The 3,115-nt window shown below is 32.2% G+C and carries 4 protein-coding genes and 1 tRNA gene; 2 read left to right on the forward strand and 3 right to left on the reverse strand.

Translation table 11 applies throughout. The features are described 5' to 3' along the window. On the forward strand, positions 1-537 hold a 537-nt coding region (gene rho / locus ACH2BO_RS10760), incomplete at its 5' end, for a transcription termination factor Rho (RefSeq protein ID WP_395044749.1). Between the two features lie 174 nt (positions 538-711). Here the strand turns inward: rho and trxB are convergent. After that, positions 712-1,659 carry a thioredoxin-disulfide reductase gene (gene trxB / locus ACH2BO_RS10765; protein WP_395044750.1) on the reverse strand — a complete coding sequence of 316 codons (948 nt, stop codon included), beginning with the start codon at positions 1,657-1,659 and terminating at the stop codon, positions 712-714. A gap of 149 nt (positions 1,660-1,808) precedes the next feature. Here trxB and ACH2BO_RS10770 point away from each other — a divergent pair. After that, a tRNA-Pro gene (locus tag ACH2BO_RS10770) sits at positions 1,809-1,883 on the forward strand. A 120-nt stretch (positions 1,884-2,003) separates the two neighbouring features. Here ACH2BO_RS10770 and ACH2BO_RS10775 read toward each other — a convergent pair. Continuing rightward, on the reverse strand, positions 2,004-2,720 hold the full coding sequence (locus tag ACH2BO_RS10775) for a YebC/PmpR family DNA-binding transcriptional regulator (protein WP_395044751.1): 717 nt from the start codon (positions 2,718-2,720) through the stop codon (positions 2,004-2,006). Between the two features lie 245 nt (positions 2,721-2,965). Next, positions 2,966-3,115, reverse strand: a 150-nt coding sequence (locus tag ACH2BO_RS10780) for a glycine cleavage T C-terminal barrel domain-containing protein (protein ID WP_395044752.1), incomplete at its 5' end; no start/stop codon positions are given.

Here is a 3,115-nt window from a genome sequence, read left to right on the forward strand (position 1 = left end):
AAAATTGCAAATATTGTACTCGAAAAATCAAAACGTTTGGTAGAATGTGGTCACGATGTTGTTATTTTATTAGATTCAATTACACGTTTAGCAAGAGCATACAACACTGTGCAACCAGCATCAGGAAAGGTTTTAAGTGGAGGTGTTGATGCCAATGCGTTACAAAAGCCAAAACGTTTCTTCGGAGCTGCTCGTAATGTTGAAAATGGTGGTTCACTAAGCATTATTGCAACAGCATTAACCGAAACTGGTTCTAAAATGGACGAAGTAATCTTCGAAGAATTTAAAGGAACAGGAAATATGGAACTTCAATTAGACAGAAAAATTGCAAACCGTAGAATTTTCCCAGCTATCGATTTAACATCATCAAGCACACGTCGTGACGATTTATTACTAGATGATAAAACATTAAAAAGAATGTGGATTCTTCGTAAATTTCTAGCCGACATGAACCCAGTAGAAGCAATGGATACTATAAACGATAAAATCAAAAAAACTAGAAATAACGATGAGTTTTTAATTTCTATGAACGATTAGGAGCGAATGGTTTGCGAGTTTTTGCTATCCATTTTCCAGCCATACATTACAATAAAAAATGCTTTCCAACACGGAAAGCATTTTTTATTTTCATTACTGTCTGGGCTATTTAGTATATTTTATATTCTAAATTAATATTTCTAAAAAAAAACTTTATGATAAAATATTAAAAAATTACTCCTTAGCAGCCAAATAACGTTCAGCATCCAAAGCAGCCATACAACCAGTTCCAGCAGCAGTAATTGCTTGTCTATAAACATGATCTGCAGCATCACCACCAACAAAAACTCCAGCAACATTTGTTTTAGAAGTTCCAGCAATATTTACAATATAACCAGTTTCATCGAGTGTTAAAAAATCTTTAAAAATCTCTGTATTTGGTTTGTGACCAATGGCTACAAAAAATCCAGTTGCAGGAATATCAAAAATTTCATTTGTAGTTTTATTTTTAGCTTTCACACCAGTAACAACTTGTCCGTCACCAAGAACTTCAACCGTGTCATGATTCATCAAAATAGTAATATTCTCTGTTTTTTTAACACGTTCTTCCATAATTTTAGAAGCTCTAAACTTTTCACTCCTAACAAGCATTGTAACTTTTTTACACAATTTAGATAAATAATGCGCTTCCTCACACGCCGAATCTCCAGCACCAACAATCACAACTTCTTGGTTTCTGTAGAAAAAACCATCGCAAACAGCACAGGCAGAAACGCCACCACCAGTATTCAAATAATGTTGTTCAGATTCTAAACCCAAGTATTTTGCAGTTGCTCCAGTACTAATTATAACAGTTTCACAGTGAATTTCTTTAGTATCATTAATCCAAACTTTATGAATTTCACCAGAGAAATCTACTTTTGTAGCCCAACCATCACGAACATCTGTACCAAATCTTTCAGCTTGTTCTTGAATTCCTACCATCATTTGCGGACCAGTAATTCCTTCAGGATTTCCAGGCCAATTTTCAACTTCATTAGTTGTAGTTAATTGTCCACCAGGTTGTGTTCCTTGATATAAAACCGGATTCATATTGGCTCTAGCCGCATATATCGCTGCAGTATAACCTGCAGGACCAGAACCTATTATTAGACATTTTATTTTTTCAATTGTATCAGACATTTTTTTATTTTTTTGAAATGCAAATGTAAGTTTTTATTAAAATAAATTGTCATGAAAAAGATTAGAAAAAACTATAAAAAAATAATAATAAATTATTGTAACAAAAGATTTTGAGAACTAATTAATAGTTTTATATTTGCATTCGATTTCGGGGTGTAGCGTAGCCCGGTTATCGCGCCTGCTTTGGGAGCAGGAGGTCGCAGGTTCGAATCCTGCCACCCCGACAAAAAGTCTTTTCATTTATTTGAAAAGACTTTTTTATTAAAACATCTTTAAGTTTTATTTTTAAATAAAAAAAACTTCAAGTTTCCTTGAAGTTTATATCTAATATTTAAAATTTAATGTTACTCAGATTCATCCATTGTATGATACACATTCATCACATCATCATCTTCTTCAATTTTTTCTATAAGTTTTTCAACATCAGCAATTTCGGTTTCGGTTAGTTTTTTTGTTACTTGTGGAATTCTTTCAAATCCAGAGGATAAAATTTCAATTCCACGAGTTTCTAATTCCTTTTGAATGGCTCCAAAACTTTCAAATGGTGCATAAATTAAAATTCCATCTTCGTCTGCAAAGATTTCTTCGGCACCAAAATCTATAAATTCCAATTCCATTTCTTCAACATCTTGGTTGTTATTTTGAATTCTAAAATTACAAGTATGATCAAACATAAATTCTACCGAACCTTGAGTTCCTAAAGTTCCGTTACATTTATTAAAATAACTTCTAATATTGGCAACGGTTCTGTTGTTGTTATCGGTTGCAGTTTCTATTAAAATTGCAATTCCGTGTGGCGCATAACCTTCAAAAAGTTGTTCTTTATAGTTGGCAGTATCTTTATCGGTAGCTTTTTTAATAGCGCGTTCTACATTTTCTTTTGGCATATTCACTGCCTTAGAATTCTGAATAACAGCACGTAATCTTGAGTTAGCTTCTGGATTTGGTCCGCCTTCTTTTACTGCCATTACAATATCTTTTCCTATTCTTGTAAACGCTTTTGCCATTGCCGACCAGCGTTTCATTTTTCTGCCTTTTCTAAATTCGAATGCTCTTCCCATTTCTATATATTTAATCTGAACTTGTTTCAGATTCTGTTTGTAATTTTTATTTATTCTTTATTTTTTTCTTTTTTATAAAAGCATATTTTAATTTTTATCCACTAATTTTAAAATTAATTTCAAATTTAAAATAAATGTTATAATATATTTAATCTGTCATCCTGAGCGCAGTCGAAGGAACATAAACTAGGAATTTTAATTTCCAATCGACTTTTGAAATTGAATTTTGCTATTGCCATTGAACCCTATTTCTTATAAAATGGCATTTTCGCAACTTTAGCTGCTATTTTTTTATCTCTAATTAAAATAAAAATTTCACTATCAACAGCCGAAAATTCTGTTTTCACATAACCCATTCCAATAGCTTTTCCAACACTTGGCGCCATTGTTCCAGA

Source organism: Flavobacterium sp. (assembly GCF_043773265.1).
GTDB lineage: Bacteria > Bacteroidota > Bacteroidia > Flavobacteriales > Flavobacteriaceae > Flavobacterium.